Here is a 23,196-nt window from a genome sequence, read left to right as displayed (position 1 = left end):
TTTAAATGTCATCCTCTTCTTGTTTTTCAAAATCACTCCATGTCCAATTGGTCCAAACATTATTTACTTTCCCTACAGTTATCAAATTCACATTATTTAATTCAATCGCTTTAGCTAAACTTTGAAAGAATATGCTCTCACTCGGTTTTTGATCCTCACTTATATCAGGATGTTCCCATTCTTCTGTTTGATAAAATAGATTTGGTTTAAATTCTGCATTGGTTTCATCTAATATGTCCGAGGGATTTACCCAGAATTTCTCCTTATATTTAGAAGTTAAAAAACGAATAAGTTTGGTAGGATGAAATGAATCAGTTTCAATTCCTAAACGCTTATACTCTTCTACAGTTGGTATTAAAGTGATACGTTCTCCTTTCAAAAGTAACTCCATATGAAAAGGATCTACAAGGAAATGATCTTCATCATCGTACCAATATTCTTCATTTACAAGCGTTAAGATTTCATCGAAACATGAAAAGAATCCTTGCTGTCTCATGCTATTACTATACACATAGAAGTTATTCGATATCTCAAGGTTTGCATCAACGCCTACAACCTCAAATACAATGAGCCACTTGTCTTCCTCTCGAAAAACAGATATTCTGGATTGTGCTAAGTCAAAATTATAGTTATCAAGTACTGGAAAATCAAACTCCTCCGCGTACCTATCTAGTGTTTCAAGTGTTTTTTCTGCTTTCATAACATTACTCTCCATAAAGTTAGTATAGTAAATTTTTATTACATTCGTTTTTCTTTATTTAACTCATAAACATTATCTAAATACCAGGACATTTTTTTATGTCCCTCTAAACTGGCAACCATCCAGTTTTGTTTATTTGTATATTATATAAAACTCTAATGGCTCAGTAAACAACATTTGATTATGACCTTACCCTTCATTTTCTTTATACACAGTCCCCACCATAGCACTCCACTGCAGCTCCTCTTATTCTTCCTTACAATTAAAACAAAGACACATAGTCTATTGTTAATGTGAAATACAGTTTGATCATTTTTTCTAATAACTTACTATATAACAATCAGCATCCCTATCTTTTCTTCTGGCAAACTACCACCATAGAATAACAATCCTCCTGCAACTCATTCCCATCCCAATCATTATATATATGTAACAATTCAAACCCATTCGCTACTAGTAATCTTTCTAATTCTTGTGGATACGTATACCGAAGATCTATTGTTGTTTTCAGTTCCTCTACTAGCGCATTATCCTCATAAAACCTTCTTGTTGTTATGTAGTACTGCATTTGTTGAATTGAATCATAATTCATCTCAGTATATAAATCACATCTTCTTCCCTGTTCATCTGTAATAGTTGTCCAATATTCTTCTGTAGATGGTTGTATTAATTCCTCCTTTGACGGAAAACGTGTATCAAATATGAATATACCATTATCAGTTATTACATTATGAATCGATGCTAATAATTGATTTTGATGTGTATTAGTAAGAAAATGTTGGAATCCATGTCCTACCATAAATGCTAAAGGAATTGTTTCTTCGACGCTCAATTGCAAGCAGTCTTGCTGTAACCACTTTATATTCTTTAAACTCGCAGATTTACTCTTCGCTTCAGCAAGCATTCCTTCATGTATATCTATACCAATCATTTGATACCCTTTTTCGATAAAAGGAATAGTGACTCTCCCTGTTCCACATGCAATATCTAAAATCCATTCATTTTGTATATTTAGTTTTTGCGCCCATGATAGTAAAAACGGAAAATCTGAAAGACTTTTATTTTCTATATCATATCGTTTTGGATTTTTATATTCAGATAAGTTCCATTTTGTTTGCACTTACATTCCCCATTTCATTTTAATATATAAATTATAATGAATTTACAGTTTTTTCTCTATAATTAGTCATAATAATTTGGACTAATCTCCCTCCCCCATTAGTAAGCTGAAAATAAGGGGATAGAATTGGAGTGTGATGATATGGAACGTTTATGGATTCCTATAATCGTTACGTTTTTTTCGTTCGGTGGATTACTATTAGGAGGTGCTGTTGGAGTAGCAACACGCCAACTAATTGAAGAAAAGATGCATCGCTTATACGCATTATGTGGTGGGATTTTGCTTGGGCTTTTATCACTTGAAATTATTCCTGAAACATTTTCAAGCTATGAAATAATTGGGCCTATGCTCGGTATAGCTATCGGTATTTTAGTTATGAGCTTATTAGATAACTATTGTCATCATCCGATTATACATAAGAAAGATCAACAAGCATGGCAAACCTTCCTTTTTCTTTCTTTCGCTATATTCATTCATAATATGCCGAGTGGATTTGCGTTAGGAACAGCGTTTATAAATCATAATGACTCTGCCATTCCTTTCTTACTTGCGATTGTCATTCACCATATTCCAGAAGGGTTAGCTTTAATTATTCCATTTCTTTTTACAAAACATAAATACATTTCATTTTTATTAACAACTTTATTACTTTCTCTTATCCTAGGGACCGGTACTGTTTTTGGCATTATGATGGACGGGAAAGCTCTCCATTTACAAGGACTTATTATGGGAAGCGCAATTGGTTCTCTTGGCTATGTCACAATTCACGAAATGCTTTGGAAAGCAAAAAAACAGCTATCTCTCCTTCCGTTTCTATCGTGGTCTATTAGTGGATTTTTACTAATAACAGTCTTCACTCTTTTCACTGGACATCATTAAAACAAATAAGTTATATCATTTGTATATTTTTCCTTTTTCTCCAAAACATAATAGTATCTACCTATTATAAGGAGGAACGATTATGTTTGGAAAAACAGCCGGTGAAGCATTAGTGGACCTTTTAATTGACTGGGGTGTAGAACACATATATGGTATGCCTGGAGATTCCATTAATTCTATTATTGAAGCTTTAAGAAAAAAACAAGATAAAATTAAATTTATTCAAGTTCGCCATGAAGAAGCTGGTGCGTTAGCAGCGGCAGCCTATGCGAAATTAACAGGAAAACTTGGTGTTTGTATGGCTATTGCAGGACCTGGAGCGATTCATTTATTAAATGGTTTATACGATGCAAAACTCGATTAAGCTCCCGTACTAGCAATTTCAGGACAAGTAGAAAGCGATTTACTCGGAACGGATTTTTTCCAAGAAGTAAACTTAGAAAGAATGTTTGATGATGTTGCGGTTTATAACCAACGAATAATGTCAGCTGAACAGTTACCTGCTGTAGTGAATCAAGCGATTCGAATGGCATATACAAAAAAAGGTGTCTCTGTTCTTACAATTCCAGATGATGTTCCAAAATTTGAAGTAAAAAATGGTGCGCGCATTACAAACTCTTCCTTTACATTACCAGAAATATTTCCGCAAGAAGAAGATTTAGCTGTAGCGAAACTCGCACTTAATGAAGCGAAAAAACCTGTTATTTTAGCCGGGAAAGGAGCTAAACATGCGAGAGAGTCTTTACTTGCATTTGCAGAACATATCGGTGCTCCAATCGTACTTACATTACCAGCTAAAGGGATTGTTCCTGATGAACACCCTCTTTGTATCGGTGGATTAGGATTAATCGGGACGAAACCTTCTTATGAAGCAATGAAGCATGCAGATACTTTAATTATGGTTGGTACTTCTTATCCGTTCACTGGTTTCTTACCCGAAAAAGCAAAAACACTTCATATTGATACAGACCCTGCACAAATCGGGAAACGTTATACGACAGATATCGGCTTAGCTGGTGATGCTGATAAAACATTAAAATGGTTAATTGAAAATGTAGAAAAACACGAGGATCATTCCTTCTTAGAGCATCATCAAGAAATGATGAAAAAGTGGGAAGAAAAATTACACACTCAAGAAGAAGATTCTTCTACTCCAATTAAACCACAACGAGTTATGCACGCACTGCAACAAGTAGCCGAAGATGATGCAATTCTTTCAGTAGATGTCGGAAATGTAACAGTGTGGACAGCAAGGCACTTCCGTATGACAAACCAGAAATTTATCATTTCTAGCTGGCTTGCAACACTTGGCTGTGGTTTACCTGGTGCACTTGCTGGACAAATTGCTTTCCCGGATAAACAAGTGTTTGCAGTTTGTGGTGACGGCGGGTTTGGAATGACAATGAATGACTTCGTAACAGCTGTTAAATATAAACTGCCAATCGTTGTCGTCGTATTAAATAATAATAAAATCGCCATGATTAAATTCGAACAAGAAGTTATGGGTAATATCGAATTTGGTACAGACTTAACGAATCCTGATTTTGCAAAATACGCAGAGGCTTGCGGTGGTATTGGATATCGAGTTGAAAATTCAGATGAACTACTCCCCGCTTTTGAAAACGCAGTAAAACAAAATAAACCATGTATTATTGATGTAGTAGTAGATGTAAATGAAGCACCAATGCCAGCAAAAATCACATTTGGTCAAGCAGCTGGTTATACGAAACATATGATAAAGGAATTATTTGAAGAAGGTAAGATTGATTTACCACCACTTTAAACAAAAAAGATAGCTGAAAACAATTTGTCTTCAGCTATCTTTCTTTATTTTTGTACCTCTCTATGAAATGAAAAATCATTCACGGTAGGCTGTATTTGTTTCTCTACTTTCACCTCTTCCTTCTTCTGTTTCGCTCTTCTAACATTTCCTAATTTAATCGCATCTTGCATACTATTACTAATAAGATTTCCTGACAAAATTGTCATACTATAGAAAGCGATTGGTATAAGTACAATCCATGTATGAGTAGTTAAGTGACGGAAGTTTTGACCAATTAACCCTGTCCACTCTTTTGTTACACTATCTGCATCTATACCGCCAAAAATTATTGTTCCGCCAAAAAATAATCGCAACAAACCAAGATGCAAGAGGAGTAATAAAGTACTTACAAATTGCTGGGCTACTAATAAAAGAAATGATGGTAACATATGCGGCCATACATGGCGTCTCAACCTCTGCCACTTACTTCCGCCTAGCACAGTGGCCGCCAACATAAATTCTTCATTCTTAATACGTTTTACTTCTTGCGCCACGTACAACATAACAGTCGGTACAGCAAGGCACGCAAGAACTATAATTTGAAACGCAACCCGTAAATGAAACGGAGCAGCAGCCTCTCCACTTTCGAACATTAAAACTGCATTTAACATAAAATAGGAAATCATAATCATTGGTACAATACTAAACGGATCAAAAAAAGATGAGATTACTGGAAATGAACGTTTACTGTACATACCAAGTAATAAACCAATAGCTCCTCCAATTACTACACGTAAAACTGCGATAACGACACTTGCACCAACTGTCCATTTCGCTCCTTCTATTATTAACTGGAACAGGTCACGGCCTTTCTCATCAGTTCCAAACCAAAATTTACTCGACGGTGAAAACGGAGCAGCCTCTAATTCTCCTTTTTCGTTATACATCATCGTTAGTTCACGAATATTCCCATCGAAAAACAGCGTATTTCCAATACTAACAATCATTAGTACACTCAAAAAAGTAACACCTAGCCAAAATCTCACATCTCTTTTTACAACTTGCCACATGTTACACACGCTCCTTTATAACATTTTGTAAAAGCGTATGTAATAAACGAAATAGTATAAAAAGCGGTACGTATAATAAAACTAAACTCACTGTAAATATTTCTAATTTCGAATTTTCTTTCACGAAAACGAACATACCGTACGTATTAAACAGCCATTCAATAATATATAAGTTTGATAACATAAATAAAATATTCGTTTTTGCATAATAGACTGTTGTTAACAGGACATTTCTTGAAATATGGTGCGTCAAAATATGTCTTAAACTTAGCCCTTTACTCTTAGCAAATATACTATAATCTTTCTCTAATTCTTCTCTGAAACGTAATAGTAGTAACTTAATAAATAATAATGTTGTAGGTAAAGTAAGACATATTATTGGTAACAGGCGAGCCCTTTCCTCTCCAAGTCCTGCAAATTTCACTGGCATAAAACCTGTCTTTTGAAAGATTATTACTACTAGAAGTTGAGATAATAAAATTAATAAAATGTCCGGAATACTTTCAAGTGCGACGAAAATCCCATTCCACATACGTTGCTTTGATTGAGAGCGCTGTAATACCCACACAACGATAAGATACGCAATGAGTAAAGATAGTATAAATGCCGAAATAAATACAAACATTGTTTCTACATAATGAATCCATATTTGTGGAAATAACTTTCTTGAATTCCGAAATCCATACGTAATTTCACCTGGTTGAAGTAACTTCTCTCCAAGAAACACAACTGTGTTCCAAAAACCGATTAAATCAATTTGTAATCCCTTAAATAAACGCGGTAGTGCCCCTAAAAATAGAATACAAATAAGCGCCGCAAATAATTGTAAACAAGTAACCCCATACCATTTAGCAACTCGCATCAACATCACTCTATCCCCCTTGTCATTCGATAGAATATTCAGAAACCAAAAACCTACATATGTTACATCTCTTCAGCTATACATTGCACTTGCTTCTTCCCACTAGGTAAAATAGCTTGATATAAACACGTAACTAAAAATAATAAACCAAATAAAATAATATACAATGTATCTGCACCAATCCATTTTGGGAATAACATCGCTATCGCACCGAGAGATAACAGCTGGAATCCTGTCGTTAATGGACTAAGTAAACTTTGAACACGTCCCATGAATGACTCTTCTACAATTTCATACATCCAGCCCGATATTGCAACATTAATAAACGGTAAAAAGAAAGTCGCAAAAGCGATACATACATAAAAAGACCATACGTGATTTACAAAGTAACACATACCGAAGAAGACCCCAGAGCCCGCCATCCCAAATACAATAATAGATTTTGGTGCATATTTCTTACCTATACTCGTCGCTACTATACTTCCAATTAGTAATGAGATTCCTCCAACTACTCCACCAACCATTGCTAAGCTTTCATATGTTGCTGGCGCTAATTTGTATTTTAATATGTAAGTAGTGGATACGCTTAAAATACCATTTAGTAGTCCAAATACGATAAATCCTAAAAGTAATTTTTTTAAAGTTTCATTTTGGTATATATATCTAATCCCCTCTTTAAACTCTGTTATTAACATCTTCAAATTAACTTCTTTCCATTTTGTTCTACCATTTGGCAAACGAACTTTTTCTGGAATCGAGATCGTTTGTATCAAAATACCACTCGCAATAAAGGTGAGCGTATTTACTAAAATGCTCCCGTAAATTCCAAAAGTCCAATACACCATCGTTGCAATTCCTACATCAAATAAAGCATATAAACTATTTACCATTTGATTAATACCTGCCGCTGCACCGTATTGGTCTGATTCTACTACTCCCTGTATCATTGCCTGTTCTGATGGAGAGAAAAATTGGATACATGCATTTTCCAAAAATAAAAATATAAAGACTAGTATGATCATCCCGTAATAAAGCGAAATTAGAATTCCGATATTACAAATTGAACAACATATATTACTTACCGTACAAATACGTTGTCTATCAAATCGATCCACTACTGTCCCTACTAATAAAAAAAAGATTAGTGCAGGTAATGCAATCATAATTTGCGTCATCGTTGCGTAAACTGGTTGTTTTCCGTATTGATCTAACAAGTAAAACATTAAAGAAATTCCAGCAATCATAGAACCAAGGCGTTCTAAAATATTCGCTAGAAAAAAGCGTGCATAAACTTTGTTTCGAAATAACTGTAGCATTTCTTTCATACGTAATATCCTTTCTCTCGACAAAATATTATTATTTCAGTCATTTCTCGGAAGTCTTATTATATTTTTTTCGACCATTATCCAATCTTTTCCTTCTTTATAAAGAACATCCTATTGAAAAAGCCCTTGTTTTCATACAAGGACTTTTCCATTAAACTATTTTATTTCGCTACTTCCTCTTTCGGCATTACCATACCTTTATACAATTGAACAGTTATCCAGTAATAGATGAAATAAATGACTAAAAAGATTCCTATTGGCATCCATACTTTTACAAACGGGTCAACTAATATAAAGCTGAATAAATTAAGCCCTACTAAAACATGGGAAATGCCAATGATCGCCGGGAAGATAAATAAATATGAGATTTCTTTATATATACTTTTTGTTAACATACTACGTCTCACACCGATTTTTCGTAGCATTTCATAACGGCGTACATCACGAGAAGCGCCTGTTAATATTTTGAACATAAGAGAACTCGCCATCATTGCTAAAAATGCAATTCCAAGGAAAAATCCCATAAACATTGTTCCGCTCATGAAACTGTTCACGAACTGATAAATTGTCATTTTCGTATATAATTCTACTTTTGTACCTGTTGTTTTTTCAATTTGTTCTTTTTGCCTCTTATCAATTTCTGTCAATAACGGTTTATATTTTTTCATATCATCTACTTTTGCTAATGTTACAGTATGCTCTGTTCCTTGAATTCCTTTGTAATGCTCTTCATCTGCAATTCTTACCGGTTTTCCGTTAAACTGATTATGTGTAATTTGTATCTCTCTTACAACCGCATCTTCCCAATCTTTTGGCATACGAGGAAGCTTATTCGCTACTTCAGGAGCTTCCAAAGCAGAATAGACAGGTTCAGTTAAAGGTGTAGCCACACGTTTACGAGCAGGTTCTTTTAAAGTCTTTGTATCAAAATGATCTGAAATAAGTGGTGGTTTTTCAGTTAAGTCGTTACGTAAATAATAAACCGCTTCTCCATCTACTTTATACTTATACTTGCTTTCTTCAACAATTTCCATTTCTTTTAATGCCGCCTTATCTTGTTCATTTGGATCATGAATTACGACATCATATACACGTGAGAAGTCTGTCATAATGCCTACATTCTTTTGAAACGCCATACCTGCTGTCATTGCACCTGCACCTAATGCAATTAACATCGCTACAGTGCCTAGTACCCTCGATAAACTAGTTACTCGAAAACGTAACTGTGCATAAGTAAAACTATTTAATCCCGTTTCATTTCGTTTTTTATTTCCCTTAATTTTCATTACAAAAAGTGGGAGCAACGAGCTAAAAATGAAATACGTTCCTACTGTCGTAACAATTGTCGCTATTATAAATCCTAGTTCAGCAAACATTTTTATATTCACCATAAAATAGTATCCTGTACTTACTAGCAATACACCTAGTACTGTCATAATAACAGTGCGAGTCTTACTTTTCTTCACCTCATCTTGCGTTTCATCTTCACGTATTAACTCTAATTCTGTTTTACGTAATAATCGGAAACTATTCATTAAACCAGTAATGAAAAATAATATTAAGAAGAAAATAGATGTAACTAATATAGCTGGTGTGTACACAGATGCGTAATTACCTTTTGCTGAAATTTCCATTCCATTCATTAAAAAATTTCCTGCTACACTAGCGAGTACTATTCCTACTAAAATACCGATAATAATACTGACAATCCCCATACCAAAAGTCTCAATAAATAATAATTGCGCTACTTTTTTCTTTTTCGCTCCAAGCATCATGTACATACCGAGTTCTTTTCTTCTTAATGTAAGTAAAAAAGAATTGGCATATATGATGTAAAAAACTGTAATGAAAGAAAGCAATATTGCACCAACCCAGAAGACGAGCCTAATACTACCAATGAGACTATTATCTTTTGTAAATTCACTATTCATCGCCATCGTTTGGAACATGTAAAAAATACTAATACTAATGACTAGACCAATAAGTAAAACCATATAATCCTTTAACATTTTTTTCATACTATGACGTGATAATTTGAATAACATAGTCTCGCCCCCCTTACTTCAACTCAGTTGCTGAGCCCATTTGGGCAAGCACACCTAAAATATCTTGATAGAAATTTTCTCGTGTTCCTTGACGTTTTAACTCTTTATAAAGAAGTCCATCCTGTATAAATAAAATACGTTCACAATAGCTCGCACTAAATGCATCGTGTGTTACCATCAAAATACTTACATTGTGATTTTCATGTAAATCTTGCATCGCTTCTAATAAACTTTTTGCATTTTTACTATCAAGTGCTCCTGTCGGTTCATCTGCTAATACGATTGCCGGATTATGTACTAAAGCTCGTGCTGCCGCTGTTCTTTGTTTTTGTCCACCAGAAACAGCAGTCGGATATTTTGTTAAAATTTCAGTGATCCCTAATTTCGTCGCAACCCCATTTACTTTTCCAGTAATCTCACTTGACGGTACGCCTTGCAAGGAAAGTGGTAAAGCGATATTTTCATAAATTGATAAATTTTCTAGTAGATTAAAGTCTTGAAAAATAAATCCTAGTTTTTGAGAACGAAAATCTGATAATGCATTCCCCTTCATAGAAGTAATATTTGTGCCAGCTATTGTTACACTACCACCTGTCGCTTGATCAAGTGTACTAATCACATTTAATAATGTCGTTTTACCAGATCCAGATGGACCCATAATCCCTACAAACTCTCCTTCTTTAATACTTAATGAAACACCCCTTAATGCTTTTGACTGATTCTCATTTCTTTTCCCATACGTTTTTTCTACACTTTCTACAGTAACTACATTTGTTGACATCTCTTTCACTCCATCCCTTTTGTATAGTATAAATTTCCCATATATTTCTTATATTTTTCTCATAAAAATTCTTAAGAATTTTTAAATTTTCCAAATGCAGATTGAGATACATAAGAAATACAAACGATTTCTCTGCTTAATATTCTCACTTTTCTAAAATCCTTTCATTCGATTTCCCTTACATTTACCTTACATTTTTGTAAGGTTAAAAAAACAAACCACTTCATAAGAGCATTTCTTTGGAATGAGAAATGCTTTTTATTGTTATCAAAATTCAAAAGATATTTCAATAACAATAATAATCAAATAAAAAACAATATATTTTTATTGCTAAACGATAAATAACATGATAAAATCATGTTGTTATTACATAAGTGAGGTGCTTTTTATGAAACAAGTTACGACACTCTTTTTAAAGCTAGCTATTACTTTTATAGGATTCCCAGTTCTTGCATTGTGCATATTTTTGGTGCCTAAGATTGGGAATTTTGCTGGAGAATTGTATCCAGATATTGCTTATATGAAATCTCTCGTTTTAATCGATATGTACGCGGCAGTGATACCTTTTTACTTTGCTCTGTATCAAGCTTTTAAACTTTTAAGCTATATTGATAAGAACCAAGCGTTCTCGGAATTATCGGTAAAGGCTTTAAAGAATATAAAATACTGTGCCATCACGATCAGTACCTTGTACTTGCTAGGTATGCCACTCTACTATCTCATGGCAAAAAAAATTGATCCTCCAAGTTTCATACCAATCGGATTGACCATCATTTTCGCCTCTATGGTGATCGCCGTTTTTGCTGCTGTTCTCCAAAGGCTTTTACAAGAAGCTATTAATATAAAATCAGAAAATGATTTAACGGTCTGAGGTGGAGAATATGGCAATTATTATTAATATTGATGTGATGTTAGCAAAACGAAAAATGAGCGTAACGGAGCTTTCGGAGAGGGTTGGGATTACGATGGCGAATCTTTCCATTCTGAAAAATGGGAAAGCAAAAGCGGTTCGTTTTTCAACATTAGAAGCGATATGTAAGACTTTAGATTGTCAACCAGGTGATATTTTGGAGTACAAAAGCGATGAATTCACTCAATAAATACAGACAACAACTTTCTTCAACCAATGGGATTAAATAGTGAAATTAAAATGAAGGGATAGCAATTAAGCTATCCCTTCTCTGCGTTTGTTATTGTTATTTAATATATCTTTAATTACTTTAAATTCAGTATTACATATTAATGGTGTGTTTTATTATCAATCTCTATTTCCTATTTTTAATTTCCTCTTTCATACTTTCCACAAACGCATCTAGTTCAACAACTTCTGACTTCTCTTCACCATATTTCCGTACATTTACAGCTTCGCTTTCCATTTCCTTATCCCCAATAACAAGAACATACGGAACTTTTTGCATTTGCGCTTCTCTAATTTTATATCCTAACTTTTCATCTCGTATATCTCGTTCGACACGAATTCCGGCTTGTGCTAATTTATCTGCAATCCTATTTGCATATTGTTCATGCACTGCATTTGAAACTGGAATTACTTTCACTTGAACCGGTGCCACCCACGCTGGGAACGCGCCTCCAAAGTGTTCAATTAATATTGCTAAAAAACGGTCTAAAGATCCTAATACTGCTCGGTGGATTACAACCGGTCTTCTTTTTTCATTATTTTCATCTATATAATTTAAATCAAATTTTTCTGGCATTTGGAAATCAAGTTGGACTGTTCCACACTGATGACTTCTATTTAAAGCATCTTTAATATGGAAATCAATTTTCGGACCGTAAAATGCACCGTCACCTTCATTTAATCTATATTTATAATTTAATGACTGTAATACATTTTCTAATGCCAATTCTGCTTGCTCCCATAATTTATCATCACCCATTGAATCTTCTGGACGAGTAGAAAGCTCTACTTCATACTCGAAACCAAAAGTTTTATACACATAGTCAATTTGCGCCAACACTGATTTGATTTCATCTTCAATTTGTTCTGGTGTTACAAATAAATGAGCATCATCTTGGCAGAAAGTACGAACTCTTAATAATCCGTTTAAAGCGCCACTAAATTCATGTCGATGCACTTGACCGAACTCACACATACGAATCGGTAATTCACGATAAGAATGTAATTTATTTTTAAACATAAGCATATGGCCTGGGCAATTCATCGGTTTTAACGCAAAACTTTTATGATCTACTTCTGAGAAATACATATTGTCTTTGTAATGTCCCCAGTGTCCTGACTTCTCCCATAATTCTTGATTCATCATAAATGGAGTACGCACTTCTTGATAATTGTACTCATTTTGAATTTCTCTTAAAAATGCTTCTAATTCATTGCGAATAATCTGTCCTTTTGGCAAGTAAAAGGGCATTCCCGGAGCCTCTTCCGAAAACATAAACAATTCAAGTTCACTACCTAATTTCCGATGATTTCTCTTTGCGGCCTCCTCAACAAAATGTAAATACTCTTCTAATTTTTGTTGAGAAGAGAAAGCAACACCATATATACGCTGAAGCACTTGATTGTTACTATCGCCTCGCCAATATGCACCAGAAACATGAGTTAATTGAAAAGCTTTCAAATAACCAGTAGATGGAAAATGTGGTCCTCTACATAAATCTACAAATTCACCTTGTTTATACAGTGTTACACTTTCCCCATTAGGAATTGCTTCTAAAAGCTCTAATTTCAAACTATCTTTCATTTCTTGAAACAAATCTTTTGCTTCTTCTCGAGAAACCTCAACTCGCTCTATCTTTACATTTTCATTTATAATATTTTTCATTTCTTTTTCTATTTTCGGTAAATCTTCTACGTTTACACTACTCGGAAGATCCATGTCATAATAAAATCCATTTTCAATGACTGGCCCTACACCAAGGTTTACATCACCATAAATTCTTTTTACAGCTTGCGCTAATATATGTGCCGCAGAGTGTCTTGCAATTTTTACCCCTTCATCTGAATCCATAGTAATGATTTCAACTTTCGCACTTTCTTCAATGTTTCGTCGTAAATCAAAAGACTTATCATTAACTTTTCCTGCGACTGCTTTCTTTTTCAAGCTACTACTAATTGCCCCAGCAATTTCTTCTAAAGTAATGCCTTTCACAAATTCTTTAACGCTACCATCTGGAAATTTAATTTCGATCATCTGTTCTTTCATTTTTCATCTCTCCATTTCATAATAAAAAGCACACTCATCCCTAAAATAGGGACGAGTGTGCTTTTACCCGTGGTTCCACCCAGATTCCCATCGCAAATATACAATGGCTTCTTTTACGGTAACGTCGTTTACACGGCACTAGATACTTGATTTCCCCAGTGCAGCTCTAAGGTGGTAAGTTATTTTACTGCGTTAGGAAGTTCTCAGCTTTTCTTCCTTCTCTGTATAACCGTTTAAAATAACTCGTGTCCTTTTCTTCGCTTATTATGAAATAAAATATAAAAAAGCATATTCATCCCTAGTAAATAGGGACGAATATGCTTATATTCGTGGTTCCACCCAGATTCCCATCACAAAAAACATAATGGCTTCTTTTGCGGGTAACGTCGCTTACACGGCACTAGATACTTGATTTCCCCAGTGCAGCTCTAAGGTGGTAAGTTATTTTACTGCGCTAGGAAGTTCTCAGCTTTCCTTCCTTCTCTGTATAACCGTTTAAAATAACTCGTGTCCTTTTCTTTGCTTTTGTAACAATTACATTTATTGTTATTTAATATATCCTATTCATTTTATTTTTACAAGTGTTAAAAATATATTTTTTATTCAAAAAAGAAACCAAAAACATTTTTTGGTCTCCCTTCTCTTTTTTACCAATCTTGTGGTTCGTAATTTAAGTCTGAAAATAGGCGTTTTTTCTCTTTTTTCGATAAATCTCTCCACTGTCCGACTGGTAAATTATTCAACTCAATATTCATAATTCTCGTACGTTTTAACGTGTATACTTGATAACCCAAAGCTTCACACATACGGCGAATTTGACGATTTAGCCCCTGTGTTAAAATAATTTGGAACTCATATTTTGATAACTGTGTTACTTCACAAGGAAGTGTTTTTGTATCTAAAATTTTAACACCTGCTGCCATTTTTTCTAAAAACTCCGGTGTAATCGGCTTATCTACTGAAACGATATATTCTTTCTCATGTTTGTTTTCAGCACGTAAAATCTCATTAACGATATCGCCATCATTCGTTAACAAAATTAAACCGTCTGAGTCTTTGTCGAGACGTCCGATGTGATTAATTCGTAAAGGATGATTCACTAAATCGATAATATTACCTTTTACTGCTTTTTCACTTGTACATGTAATACCTACTGGTTTATTTAAAGCGATATACACATGGTCTCGAGCAATACGAAGTTGCTCTCCATTTACTCGTACGTCATCACCTGGATTTACTTGGTCACCAATTTTTGCAACCTTACCGTTAATAATTACTTTTCTCTCGTTAATTAACTTATCTGCTCCACGTCGAGACGCTTTTCCAGCTTCACTAATAAATTTATTGATACGCAAGTTAGGCACATCCTTTTCATAAAAAATTTCAAGCTCACACTGCTTCTACCGTACAATACAAAAGGGTAAGCCTCCTATTATAACTTAAATATATTAACATGAAAGGGTATATGACGTCTTCACTTAATTACATGTTTACACGAAAATAATTGGTCCTCTTTTCCTTTTCACCTCAAACTGTTTAGCAGTCAATAGATCAACCCTTGAATATAACATCATTTATTTACTTTTTTCATAGATAATATACCGATATAAGTTTGATTAATCATGCCTAAATAACTCACAATATGTGAAAAATAAAAAAGAACCCTTTTGAAAATAATCAAAATGGATCCTTCTTCAACTAAACGAATACTAGTTTTTATACAAAAGTGTTCAATAATTATAATCTTTGATAGAAAACATCGTTCAACAAACAAAATAATCTCGAACTCCCCTAATTTTTTACGCTTCACTATTTTCTTCACATACTCCAAAAAGAAGCCCTTGATTATCTATACAATAAGCAAAGTAACCCATATTAGGAATAGCAGTTTTAGGTACAACTACTTGTCCACCATTTTCAATAACTTTATTTATGTACTCATCAACTGAAGGTACTTCAATCGAATTAGTTGTCCTAGTAGCACCATCAGGTGATTTCATTAATCCACCATCGATACCAGGTCTATCACTCTCACCTGTAATTATGAACCAATAGTCATGTGGCCCAGGCATTTTTTCAAACTTCCATCCAAAACTATTTGTATAAAATTGAATAGCTTCTTCAGGGTTTGGGACTTGCAATTCAAATCTTAAAACTCTACTCATTTAAATATCTCCCCTCTTATTCTTGTACAAAGTAATTATAAAAGAACTAATGTTCTGCATCAAATTTTTCGAAACTAGCTACTTTAATAAGTTCTAACTTTATTTAGAAGCGGCAACAGACCATTCTTCCTTCCGAATAACTCTCTTCCCATTTATATTTTCAACATACTCATTTACATTTGCTGACTGATATAACTCTGGGAAAATTTCTTTCATATAGAGTTCGTGTGCTATTTCATCTTGCCAATACGTTAATACTATGTAACGATTTTCAGTCTTTAAAGACTTCCCAACAACTCCACCTAACATTCCTTTTGCATTTTCCATTCCTTTATTCCAAATTGTTTCTTGCGTATGTAAAAAATACTTTTCTTTTCCTTCTTTCACATCGCAAATTGCAACTCTTACAAATGACCCTTGTGCAGTTACGTCTTTCAAAGGAGTTTCTGTTATATCATACAACGTTTGAAACATTTCAATATTACAGGAAATATATGTGCCTTCTTGATTACTATTTAAAAAAATTGTATCATGAGCATCATTCATGAATGATTGATATGCATTTCTATCTTCCCATAAAGTATATACACACGCTTCCCCTTCATTCCACCCACCAAATTGTCCATAGAATCCGTCTAAATACTGTAAATCACGCCATTTTTCTTGCGCATCAGAAAACAATTCCCTTTTCTCTTCTTCCACCTTGCAAAATATTGTTTTTAATAGCATTTCTAATCCCCCTTATGATACGGTCCATTTCCCACTTGCAATACTTTCTATTTTTCCACCAATGCAAACATTAATTTTACTCTCAATCACCTCTGCTTGTATGTGTATTAGAGAATGGCGATTTATCTCATACCCTTGTTCAACATGCATATTTATCTTTTCCGTTCCAAGATAACGATATTTTATAAGATACGCCGCTAAACATCCATTTGAGCTTCCTGTTGCCATATCCTCTGTGATTCCATAATAATCTGCAAAATCACGGACATTAAGATCATTGATTCCCTAACTATAAAATCCCTAATTTTCCATAAATAACGCAAGGTGATTACCTGAATACTTGCCTTGCGAGAATACATCCACAATGTAAAAATCCCAATATCTCTCCTCTCTTCTATTCTTCAATACAACCTGTTTACATAATAAAATTATAGTTTATTAAATTTGTATATTTTTCAAAGAATCCTCTGCTTTTTCTATCAACCAATCACCAAACGTATCTAAAAATGATAAGATTTCTTCTATGTCTTTTATCGGTTCAATTACATATTGTAGTGCTTTCCTCATATTTTTTTCTTGTTCGGGAAAATGCTTACTAAATAACTCATATGCTGGATATAAGTCCCTGGAATACAGCCCTTCTCTATCAATTGTTAATGCTAGACCTGCCCTGACTACAATCTTCATGATCCAACGACAACAATCCTCTATATCATCTACGTCCTTATTATGAATTAACTCTTCGTGTGTTTGTTCAATTTGTTTCCGCAAATGAATGAGATGTTCATACACTATCTCCTGACTTACTTTATATTTAGGTAAATATAATTTTACGTCTTCACCTAATATACATACACTATGTGTCTGAATCATAAATCCTATAAAAGAAAAATCCTCTGAGTTTATTACTTCTTTTTCACTATAAAAACTTAACTCCACTCCTGATATACAATTAAACTGCTGTGTAATTTGGACTTCTAGCTCCTTGCTCCAGCTTAAGTCAATTACTTGAGGATTCTTTCGAACTAATATAATCATATCTACATCTGCAACCCCTTCTATCCCAATCCCTCTTGGAATAGAACCCCTTATATAAACACTGTGCAAATCATCCCGCAAAAATTGACAACAAGTATCCTTTATTTCTTGTATTACCTCCAAAAACACAGGCTGAATTTTATTAAAATGTGCATCGTTTATAATAAATCCTTCATCATCCACAGGACAAAAACGCCCTATTTTTTTTATTCTTGGCAATTTATCAACTCATTTCCCTATAAAATATTGGTTTATTCCACACATACAACAATTATAATTCAAATAATTCAGAATTGAAAATTTGAAAGTAAGACATAAATAATCCTACATTGTTACGTCCTATCTCTTTTATCACCATTCATTTTTCGAATATATAATAAGTAATCTCTCCTGAGATCATAAAATAGAAGATAAATTAGGAATACCAAAAAAATAAGTTTATTTACTATTTCAAAATAAAAAATGATTGCATTTCACTAATTGTATATCTATAATGTTTTTATTGATTCTATACAGAATCAATGCGTTTAAGTTTTTAATTTTATAATTCGGATGAACCATTCAGGAGAAGGTCTATTGATCTACCGACGGGGCAAAAAGTTGCTGAACCAACTTTGAAACTCTCAGGTCTTGTTTACAAGTAGAACTGCATGGGGACGAATCTCTGGAGAGACTCCCTCTCGCTTAATATAGCGCGGAGGAAAACGAGCACCGAAGGAGCAAATCCGCTAATCTAGCGGATAATCTCTCAGGTAAAAGGACAGAGACAAGCGAAAGAAAATGCCGATTTGTATCGGTTTATTTTTCTATCCCTTGTTTCTCCAGAGACCATTTCATTTCCTTGAAGTGGTTTTTATTTTTTCTAAAAAAGGAGAATACAGATGGAGACAGTAAGTAAAGTATTAGAACAAATTAATCAGTATGTGTGGGGGTTACCAACTTTGTTGCTACTTGTTGGAACTGGTATCATTCTCACAGTGCGCTTAAAAGGTTTACAATTTAGTAAACTAATATACGCTCACAAACTAGCTTTTAAAAAATCAGAGGATACATCATCTTCTGGAGATATTAGTCACTTCCAAGCACTGATGACAGCTATGGCTGCAACGATTGGTATGGGAAATATAGCAGGTGTCGCAACTGCTGTGACAATCGGTGGACCCGGCGCAATCTTTTGGATGTGGATTACTGCTTTATTTGGAATGGCAACAAAGTATGCCGAAGCAATCCTTGCGGTGAAATACCGTGTTAGTAATGAAAATGGTGAATACTCCGGTGGACCAATGTATTATTTAGAACGTGGTTTAGGGAAAAAATGGCTGGCTGTTTTATTCGCTATATTCGGCACAGCTGCTTCTTTCGGTATCGGTAATATGGTTCAATCTAATTCGGTTGCAGAGGCAATGCGAATCAATTTTTCTTTCCCTCCTGCATTAACTGGTATACTCATGTCATTCTTAATCGCTATCGTTATTTTGGGCGGTGTAAAAAAGATTGGTAGAGTTACTGGATATATCGTTCCTATTAAAGCATTCTTTTATATAATCGCTGGCCTTATTATTATTTTCTATCACTTTGATCAAATTCCAGAAGCATTTTCACTTATTTTTTCTGGTGCATTTCAAGGTACTGCAGCTGCTGGTGGTTTTATCGGAGCAACAGTTGCATCTGCAATTCAAATAGGAATGGCACGTGGTGTATTTGCTAACGAGGCTGGTTTAGGAAGTGCCCCTATTGCTGCGGCTGCTGCCAAAACAGATTCACCTGCAAAACAAGCTTTAGTTTCTATGACTGGTACTTTTCTAGATACATTTATTGTATGTACAATTACGGGGCTAGTATTAATTACTACAGGCGCATGGAAATCAGGTAAAACTGGTGTTGAAGCTACAACATTAGCATTCCAATCCGTATTCGGTACTGCTGGTAGTATGATTCTCGGTATCGCCATTATATTATTCGCCTACTCTACTATTTTAGGTTGGTCGTATTACGGAGAGAAGTGTGTAGCTTATTTATTCGGACAAGGTGCTGTACGATATTATAAAGCAATCTTTATCGTTATGATTGCAATAGGTGCTAATTTAAAGCTAGGTGTCGTATGGACATTTGCCGATATAGCAAATGGACTTATGGCGATTCCAAACTTAATTGGTCTAATCGGATTAAGTGGTATTGTTGTCGCTGAAACGAATCGCTTTTTACAAGCAGAGAAATTGAAAGAAAGTCATAAAAAACAGGCAAGTTAATCACTAAAAAAAAGAATGGCTCATTTATAATAAGCCATTCCTTTTTTCTCTATTTCAATTCCTTTCCCTCCTGAACCATATGTAAATAAAGTACAAAATCCATCATTGTAGATGAATAACCAAGTTGACGGATCATTGCTGTTATATTCCCTCTATGATATGTACCATGATTTACGACGTGTTGCACTAACTCTAAAATGGAAGTGTCTAATGCACCTGCATATGGGTTCTCAATAACAAATACAGTATTTACGTCTTGTATTCTACTTAAAAATTCTTTATATTGATTTGCCATGTTTTCAAACATTTTTTCTAATTCATGTAACGATTTAGTTTCGATTTGTTTTCGTAATTTTTCTCGGTCTTGTACTACTTCACTCATACTTTTACCATGCAATATGTGTAACCACACTTGATCTGTAATATAAATATGTACAAAAGTATCCTTAATTGATGGGAATACACTCTGTATCTGTTCATTAAAAATTGTCTCATAGTTTGGTAACTCTTTTAGTCGGTTGAATAATCGTGTATTAGCCCAAGCATTGTAATCAAACTGTTTTAACATGTAATCTTTCAATCTAAATCTCCTCCTTATTGTATGAAACGAATGTTTTGCTTCTTCATTTCCGATTCTCTATCAGCTTTTACAATCCCTTTTTCTTTAACTTCATGTTTATTTATAGTTTTATATTTTACATACGTATGAAATTCTGTTTTAAATGGAAATGGTGTAATTCGAATTGTTTCTTCATCCACCCATTCAGCTTGAATAGGTTTATCCTCTTTACTATTAAACATTTCTGTTCCTTCAAAACCATCTTTAAATAAATCAATTTCATCTTTCTTTTTTACACCAGGTTTATTCATACATACATATAATGAAAGCTCATCACAAAACTTTAATAGCCTATAATGTTTATCAAACATAGCATATCGCTCTTTTGTTAACGTTTTCAAAATTCTTTTTGTCGATCCAATTCCCCTGTATAAAATGACATCATCTCTTCGTCTTCCTCATTTAATGGAAACGATAAAAAATGTTTACTACAAAGTAACGCCCCGTATGGATTAGAGTTTTCAATTTCATTCAAACCAATCGTATAAAAAACAAAGCGTAATGAGCTTGGACAATCCATAAATGTATATGGGATATTTTTAGCATCATTCAAAATTGGTACTTTATCAAGCTCTATCCACCCTCTATCATGTTCATATATAGCATCAATTGTTTCCATCAAATATTCCTGATTTATAAAAAAATCTTCCTTCATATTACTAGCAATTTCACCAGCTAAAAAACCATGATCATGTTGACGAATTAATATACTTTCTTTCTCATTCTTTTCACGAAAAATCATCCGTATATTCCCCCTCATCCTCATATTACAGCTTGTTGTATGCATCAATTCTTAATTAATCCCTAAATATTAGCAGGGATTCAGTTTCTTTCAACGAAATTAACATAAATATACAGCATTCTTTCTAATCACAAAGTTAGCTTTATCTTTACTAACCATTATACTAAAACATTCATTCTAAAAAATTTTTTATGAGGTGAAAACATGAACAAAACAGAATTAGTTAAAAATGTAGCACAATCAGCTGATATTTCTCAAAAGGATGCTTCTGCAGCTGTACAATCCGTATTTGACACAATTGCTAATGCATTACAATCTGGCGATAAAGTGCAACTAATCGGCTTTGGAACTTTTGAAGTGCGTGAAAGGTCTGCTCGTACAGGGCGTAATCCGCAAACTGGAGAAGAAATTCAGATTGCTGCTGGTAAAGTTCCAGCATTTAAAGCAGGAAAAGAATTAAAAGAAGCTGTTAAATAAACAAGAAACCAGCCATTTTATAGGCTGGTTTCTTGTTTATTATTTATTATTTATTCTTTATTGTTTATTGTTTATTTCTTATTTAAGCAGTTCCTTTATATTCTCTGCATGATACACTTCACAAATATAAAATACACATTTGCAGTTACTTACAATTTGATATTTTCTAGTTGGATAAACATTCGCCGCAACAGAACATCCATCAAACAATTCGATAATATTTCCAGATGGCTGATATCCTTCATATAATACGTTTCTTCTTACCTCCATCTTTTCTATAAGGTTTTCAACAGGAATATTTCCACTCTCTAATTCACTCTTTATTGTATCCGGTAAAAACGAAGTGTCTGCAAAAATTAGATTTTCAGATAACACCTTACCTTTATAACTAACATTAGATACGCGATAAAGAAATGTTCCGTTTTTATCAAAGAAATTCTTTGCTTCTTTCGGAATGTATTGTCTATCGAGCGCTTCCTGTTCAAGTACATCAAACTGAACTGTATCTTGTACAAGTTTTTCTAAAGCTAGAATAGATGACGTATTTCTAGAAAACAACATATCTTTAATTTCCTGTACATTATAAGTTAATTCAGTTTTTCTATTTTCCGCTACTAACATGAGGAACACCTCTTCTATAAGAAATTTTATTAAAAATTAACGATGATTTAATAGCAATCCCGCGTCTAACTGCGTAATTTCAGTTACTTCTTTACTAAATATTGCAATGGAAGCCATATAATCTAAACTAGGTCTTACATCTTCCATCATTGTATTTTCTGCTAACTCTTGTCTATCTTTAAAAATCAACAATTTTGGAGGGTCATTTGGAGCTGATACTGTAATTTCTACTGGTGGGATCAATAGTCCTTCACCTGTCGCTTTCAGCACTGCTTCTTTTCGAGTCCAATATGTTAAAAATCCTTCTAGTCGCTGCTCATCAGGTAACTTCATAACTTGTGCTATTTCAATGTCTGTTAATACGCCCTCTGCCATTTTCATAACATCTACATTTGGATTCATTTGCTCAACATCAACACCCACAGGTGCAGATTTAGTAAATGCAACAACAACCCACTCACCCGAATGTGAGACTGATATTTGCGGCATCCCTTCTGGTAACTGTGGTCTGCCATGTTGTAATTTACATACTGGGCACATTCGATCAATTGGCACTTGAACTGGCGACATAGAAAGTACCTTTCCAAGTACTAATCTACTAATTACACAACCTATTATAAAACGCGCACGGTCTGCCGAATGATGATATGAATTTGCTTTCTCTCGCTCTACATCATTTATTAAATTGCAATGCCATGATTGTAAATCTGAAATTCTTGCCCACCATATTTGACAACTATTCTCATTAAGGGTTGGTACAGAATCTACAACTTTACTCTCTATCATGTAAACTCTCTCCTTTTAAATGCCAATATTACTTTATTTCA

At 34.0% G+C, this 23,196-nt stretch carries 21 protein-coding genes, 2 pseudogenes, 1 riboswitch and 2 other annotated features; of the genes and pseudogenes, 6 read left to right on the top strand and 17 right to left on the bottom strand.

Features of this window, described 5'->3' with window-relative positions:
* Position 1 precedes the first annotated feature (1 nt).
* The gene (locus JFT95_RS29505; protein WP_242487604.1) at positions 2-700 is read right to left on the bottom strand and encodes a DUF7003 family protein; all 699 of its coding nucleotides are present in this window, start codon (positions 698-700) and stop codon (positions 2-4) included.
* Between the two features lie 349 nt (positions 701-1,049).
* A complete protein-coding gene (locus JFT95_RS09675) occupies positions 1,050-1,820 on the bottom strand; it encodes a class I SAM-dependent methyltransferase (RefSeq protein ID WP_201052079.1) in 771 nt (256 codons plus the stop codon).
* Between the two features lie 141 nt (positions 1,821-1,961).
* Between JFT95_RS09675 and JFT95_RS09670 the strand changes: the two genes are divergently transcribed.
* A complete protein-coding gene (locus JFT95_RS09670) occupies positions 1,962-2,699 on the top strand; it encodes a ZIP family metal transporter (RefSeq protein WP_016102049.1) in 738 nt (245 codons plus the stop codon).
* 82 nt (positions 2,700-2,781) lie between these two features.
* A pseudogene (locus JFT95_RS09665) lies at positions 2,782-4,482 on the top strand (pyruvate oxidase).
* Positions 4,483-4,526: 44 nt separating this feature from the next.
* Here JFT95_RS09665 and JFT95_RS09660 read toward each other — a convergent pair.
* The 5 genes from JFT95_RS09660 to JFT95_RS09640 form a co-directional block, all read right to left on the bottom strand.
* On the bottom strand, positions 4,527-5,531 hold the full coding sequence (locus tag JFT95_RS09660; protein ID WP_061688774.1) for an ABC transporter permease: 1,005 nt from the start codon (positions 5,529-5,531) through the stop codon (positions 4,527-4,529).
* 1 nt (position 5,532) lies between these two features.
* Positions 5,533-6,399, bottom strand: coding sequence for an ABC transporter permease subunit (locus tag JFT95_RS09655; RefSeq protein ID WP_201052076.1), 867 nt, complete (start codon positions 6,397-6,399; stop codon positions 5,533-5,535).
* 56 nt (positions 6,400-6,455) lie between these two features.
* Positions 6,456-7,718, bottom strand: a complete 1,263-nt coding sequence (locus JFT95_RS09650; RefSeq protein WP_201052074.1) for an MFS transporter — start codon at positions 7,716-7,718, stop codon at positions 6,456-6,458.
* Between the two features lie 161 nt (positions 7,719-7,879).
* On the bottom strand, positions 7,880-9,763 hold the full coding sequence (locus tag JFT95_RS09645) for an ABC transporter permease (RefSeq protein WP_016102054.1): 1,884 nt from the start codon (positions 9,761-9,763) through the stop codon (positions 7,880-7,882).
* A 13-nt stretch (positions 9,764-9,776) separates the two neighbouring features.
* Positions 9,777-10,544 (bottom strand): ABC transporter ATP-binding protein, encoded by a 768-nt coding sequence (locus tag JFT95_RS09640; protein ID WP_016102055.1) that lies wholly within the window; start codon positions 10,542-10,544, stop codon positions 9,777-9,779.
* A gap of 388 nt (positions 10,545-10,932) precedes the next feature.
* Between JFT95_RS09640 and JFT95_RS09635 the strand changes: the two genes are divergently transcribed.
* Both JFT95_RS09635 and JFT95_RS09630 read left to right on the top strand, forming a co-directional pair.
* Entirely contained in the window at positions 10,933-11,415 is a 483-nt protein-coding gene (locus JFT95_RS09635) for a DUF2975 domain-containing protein (protein WP_016102056.1), read from the top strand.
* Between the two features lie 10 nt (positions 11,416-11,425).
* On the top strand, positions 11,426-11,644 hold the full coding sequence (locus tag JFT95_RS09630) for a helix-turn-helix domain-containing protein (protein ID WP_002141696.1): 219 nt from the start codon (positions 11,426-11,428) through the stop codon (positions 11,642-11,644).
* Between the two features lie 165 nt (positions 11,645-11,809).
* Here the strand turns inward: JFT95_RS09630 and thrS are convergent, their stop codons facing one another.
* From thrS to JFT95_RS09600, 6 genes are all read right to left on the bottom strand, one after another.
* Complete coding sequence (thrS, locus tag JFT95_RS09625; protein WP_201052072.1) at positions 11,810-13,729, bottom strand: threonine--tRNA ligase; 1,920 nt, start codon at positions 13,727-13,729, stop codon at positions 11,810-11,812.
* A gap of 44 nt (positions 13,730-13,773) precedes the next feature.
* Positions 13,774-13,996 (bottom strand) — a binding site (T-box leader).
* Positions 13,997-14,033: 37 nt separating this feature from the next.
* Positions 14,034-14,258, bottom strand: a binding site (T-box leader).
* 118 nt (positions 14,259-14,376) lie between these two features.
* Complete coding sequence (locus tag JFT95_RS09620; RefSeq protein ID WP_002085707.1) at positions 14,377-15,084, bottom strand: pseudouridine synthase; 708 nt, start codon at positions 15,082-15,084, stop codon at positions 14,377-14,379.
* Positions 15,085-15,528: 444 nt separating this feature from the next.
* The gene (locus tag JFT95_RS09615; RefSeq protein ID WP_002031902.1) at positions 15,529-15,894 is read right to left on the bottom strand and encodes a VOC family protein; all 366 of its coding nucleotides are present in this window, start codon (positions 15,892-15,894) and stop codon (positions 15,529-15,531) included.
* Between the two features lie 99 nt (positions 15,895-15,993).
* Positions 15,994-16,623, bottom strand: a complete 630-nt coding sequence (locus JFT95_RS09610) for a YdbC family protein (protein ID WP_002127296.1) — start codon at positions 16,621-16,623, stop codon at positions 15,994-15,996.
* 12 nt (positions 16,624-16,635) lie between these two features.
* Complete coding sequence (locus JFT95_RS09605; RefSeq protein ID WP_078176586.1) at positions 16,636-16,905, bottom strand: PhzF family phenazine biosynthesis protein; 270 nt, start codon at positions 16,903-16,905, stop codon at positions 16,636-16,638.
* Positions 16,906-17,061: 156 nt separating this feature from the next.
* Entirely contained in the window at positions 17,062-17,880 is an 819-nt protein-coding gene (locus tag JFT95_RS09600; RefSeq protein WP_201052070.1) for a nucleotidyltransferase, read from the bottom strand.
* A 435-nt stretch (positions 17,881-18,315) separates the two neighbouring features.
* A riboswitch (glycine riboswitch) is annotated at positions 18,316-18,435 on the top strand.
* 107 nt (positions 18,436-18,542) lie between these two features.
* Here JFT95_RS09600 and JFT95_RS09595 point away from each other — a divergent pair.
* On the top strand, positions 18,543-19,910 hold the full coding sequence (locus tag JFT95_RS09595; RefSeq protein WP_002012784.1) for an alanine/glycine:cation symporter family protein: 1,368 nt from the start codon (positions 18,543-18,545) through the stop codon (positions 19,908-19,910).
* 49 nt (positions 19,911-19,959) lie between these two features.
* On the opposite strand, the gene JFT95_RS09590 is transcribed toward JFT95_RS09595, so the two are convergent.
* Both JFT95_RS09590 and JFT95_RS09585 read right to left on the bottom strand, forming a co-directional pair.
* Entirely contained in the window at positions 19,960-20,490 is a 531-nt protein-coding gene (locus tag JFT95_RS09590; RefSeq protein ID WP_201052068.1) for a DinB family protein, read from the bottom strand.
* Positions 20,491-20,504: 14 nt separating this feature from the next.
* A pseudogene (locus JFT95_RS09585) lies at positions 20,505-21,271 on the bottom strand (DUF3891 family protein).
* 204 nt (positions 21,272-21,475) lie between these two features.
* On the opposite strand from JFT95_RS09585, the gene JFT95_RS09580 reads away from it, so the two are divergent.
* Entirely contained in the window at positions 21,476-21,748 is a 273-nt protein-coding gene (locus JFT95_RS09580; RefSeq protein ID WP_002012780.1) for an HU family DNA-binding protein, read from the top strand.
* Positions 21,749-21,826: 78 nt separating this feature from the next.
* Here JFT95_RS09580 and JFT95_RS09575 read toward each other — a convergent pair whose 3' ends face one another.
* Positions 21,827-22,369, bottom strand: a complete 543-nt coding sequence (locus tag JFT95_RS09575; RefSeq protein WP_201052066.1) for a cold-shock protein — start codon at positions 22,367-22,369, stop codon at positions 21,827-21,829.
* A 36-nt stretch (positions 22,370-22,405) separates the two neighbouring features.
* On the bottom strand, positions 22,406-23,155 hold the full coding sequence (gene sfp, locus JFT95_RS09570; RefSeq protein WP_201052064.1) for a 4'-phosphopantetheinyl transferase Sfp: 750 nt from the start codon (positions 23,153-23,155) through the stop codon (positions 22,406-22,408).
* Positions 23,156-23,196: the final 41 nt, after the last annotated feature.

The sequence above is a fragment of the Bacillus sp. TH17 genome (genome assembly GCF_016651125.1).
Lineage (GTDB): Bacteria > Bacillota > Bacilli > Bacillales > Bacillaceae_G > Bacillus_A > Bacillus_A mycoides.
Note: the sequence above shows the minus strand (reverse complement) of the source record. Positions and strands in the feature narration are given on the sequence as shown.